General features: G+C 38.0%; 2 protein-coding genes. Both read left to right on the top strand.

From position 1 onward, the window contains the following. The first annotated feature begins 592 nt into the window (after window positions 1-592). Window positions 593-1,762, top strand: a complete 1,170-nt coding sequence (locus tag VIO64_RS13185) for an IS4 family transposase (RefSeq protein ID WP_331918946.1) — start codon at window positions 593-595, stop codon at window positions 1,760-1,762. 239 nt (window positions 1,763-2,001) lie between these two features. Continuing rightward, on the top strand, window positions 2,002-3,143 hold a 1,142-nt coding region (locus VIO64_RS13180), incomplete at its 3' end, for a fibronectin type III domain-containing protein (protein ID WP_331918944.1).

Genomic DNA, 3,143 nt, shown 5'->3' with positions numbered 1-3,143 from the left:
ACGGCCATTCCGGTATAACTTAGGAAAAGTTCACAATACTATCTTTAAAACCGATTTGTCATCAAAGACGGGAAATATAATTCTTCTGAATCCGTTTTAATTAGTGTTTGACTTAATGAAAGCTTTGTTTTTGTAGGTTTGTATTTTGATAATTATTGTGATGAAGGATAGTCTTTGCCTATTTATTGAACCTCACGGTTCAACCGTTCTTAAATTTAAAACAATATCAATTCAAAATAATATTTTGTGAAAATGTAATTTACTAAAAGGGAGATGGGAAAATTATTCATCATGTCTGCCAGCTCTTTGAAAAAACCTTAAAGAAAGGTTTACTGGAAGCTATTTGCGATGAATTTTTTCAGCAGGAATAACAAAGGTAGCTATGATTATAACATTGCAAATCCATCTTATGAGGAAGCTGATTTTAAAAGGGATTGTTTTTATGTAATTAATTATCTGTGATCATTAGTGTCCACTAAAAATTAAATATCGTTCTTTGAAATCTTGAATATATCGAGGTTGTAGTGTTTTTTGGGAGCGTGACGATTTGAATTGAATCTTCTGGTTTTAGCTTTGTTAAAAGCGAAAAACCATGAATCAAGGCAAGTATATTTTCAATCAGCTTACAGATTTTTTGCCCCAAAGAGTGTTGGATCGGTTGGTTGAAAAGTACGATGGAAACAAGTATGTTAAGTTCTTTTCATGCTGGAACCAATTATCGTGCATGCTTTTTGGCCAACTCTCAGGCAGAGAAAGTTTACGAGATTTAATGATTGGACTTGAAGCACATAGATCCAAGTTTTATCACTTGGGTTTTGGGAAAAATGTAAGCCGATCTAATTTGGCTAAAGCAAATGAAAAACGTAACTATCGGATATTTGAAGAGCTCGCTTATCATCTGATTGAAGAAGCCAGAAGAGTTACTGCAATAAAAGACTTTAATTTGAACATTAAATCAAATGTCTATGCCTTTGATTCGTCTACTATTGATTTATGCCTGAATGTCTTCTGGTGGGCTGAGTTCCGTAAAACGAAGGGTGGAGTTAAATTACACACTCTGTTTGATGTAAAAACCTCAATCCCAAGCTGTCTCCTCATAACCAAGGCCTCGGTACATGATATGAATGCCTTGGATTTACTAACATACGAACCAGGAGGATATTATATACTGGATCGTGGTTATACTGATTATGAAAGGCTTTACAGGATTACTCGGCATTCAGCATATTTTGTAACACGAACCAAGAAAAACCTCAGATTTAAACGAATGTATTCCAACAATGCAGATAAAAGTACCGGAGTCCTTTCAGATCAGATTGGCAAGCTCGAAGGTTTTTACTCATTACAATACTACCCGGATAAACTCCGGAAAATCAAGTTTTATGATGAAGAAACAAATAGAGTCTTCGAGTTTATGACAAACAACTTTGATCTTAAGGCCCATGAGATAGCTTTGCTCTATAAATATCGCTGGAAAGTGGAATTGTTCTTCAAATGGATCAAACAGCATCTTAAAATAAAATCCTTCTGGGGAACAACTCCTAATGCAGTTAAAATCCAAATCTACTCTGCGATCATCGTTTATTGTCTGGTAGCAATAGTCGCTTATAAACTGAAAGTAGATCGTTCGCCTTACGAAATTCTACAGATTTTAAGCATATCCCTTTTTGATAAAACGCCTCTAAAAGAGCTACTTACGAACCAAGATTACCAAGATGTCAAAGAACTAAATTGTATACAGTTGAAAATCAATTATATTTAAATGGACACTAATGATCTGTGATTATTTTTAATAATATATTTTTAATTGTCGGCATTTTAGCAATATGGAGCAATAGTTTTATATTTGTAATATCATGCACTAATACAATGATGACCAATGTCATTTTTTGGTTGTAGAAAAATCAACAGGGAACAAATGCTTTTAACCAATACATATTAAAAGGCAGGAGTTATTTGTTTGAGGGGAGACCATTATTAACTGAAAATAGATCAAATCGCATGAAAAAAATAATTCTGACTGCAAGGCCTGTAATTTTAACAATGATTTTAATTGTTGTCTTTTCCGTCTCCATGTTTGCGCAGGTTGCCACACTGAAAAGCTGGACAAGCCTATATCACGGCAGTTCATCTGAACAACAGAATGTCATTTATGATGTCCCTTCAGGAAGCAATGCCAACAGGCTGCTATTGGTTGCCATTGCCTCAGAAAGAACTGGCCCCGGAGTTCTATCAGTTTCTCTTTCATATGGAGGACAGCCTTTAACACTTGCACAAGGTGATATCGGCATCTCGTCCATCCAGCATACAGCTATATATTATTTGAATGAAGCTGGTCTTGATGCAGCCGGTACAAATAATACTCTTTCAGTGGCAATAAGTGGGGGTACGATTCGTAACACTGATGTATGGGCGGCAGTATTCGACTATATAAACCAGGGCTCACCTCTCACAGGATCAATAAATTACAATAGTGGAGCAGTACTGGTTAATGGATTTGCATTCAGTCCGGCCCTATTAGTAAATGCATTTAACCAGGCTGTGGAAGTTATAGCAACCTACAATTCCGGTCAGAACCAGCCCGCAACAATAACCTATGCCCCCGAGTGGACTATGATACTTGATCAGACTGCCACTTATTTGGCAGGGTTTAATGGATACAGCATGAGGAACAGCGTTGCCAACAGAACAATACCTTTTTCAGCTACAACTGATCCTTCAACGACGTCTCTGAACAAGTTCGCCTATTCATCGATGACCGGACTGAGTATGAATTATCAGCCGCCCCCTCCTCCGACAATCCAGGCTTCCGATGTCATATTCACGAATATCACCTCAACATCATTCACGGTCAGGTGGACTAATGGAAACGGAACCAACAGGCTTGTGATAGTTAAACAGGGAAGTGCTGTCGATGCTATACCGGCTGACGGAACAACATATTCGGCCAATAATGCCTGGGCAAGCGGGCAGGAGATTACGACGGGCGATTTTGTTGTTTATAACGGTACGGCAGACAGTGTTGTAGTCGTCAATCTTGAAGCGGCGACCACCTACCATGTTGCAGTTTATGAGTTCAGCGGCCCTCAGGGACTTGAAGATTACCTGCAAACAATTGAGCCGGCAAGGGGAAATACTACAAC

The organism is Pseudobacteroides sp. (assembly GCF_036567765.1).
In the GTDB taxonomy this organism is placed as follows: Bacteria; Bacillota; Clostridia; order Acetivibrionales; family DSM-2933; genus Pseudobacteroides.
Note: the sequence above shows the minus strand (reverse complement) of the source record. Positions and strands in the feature narration are given on the sequence as shown.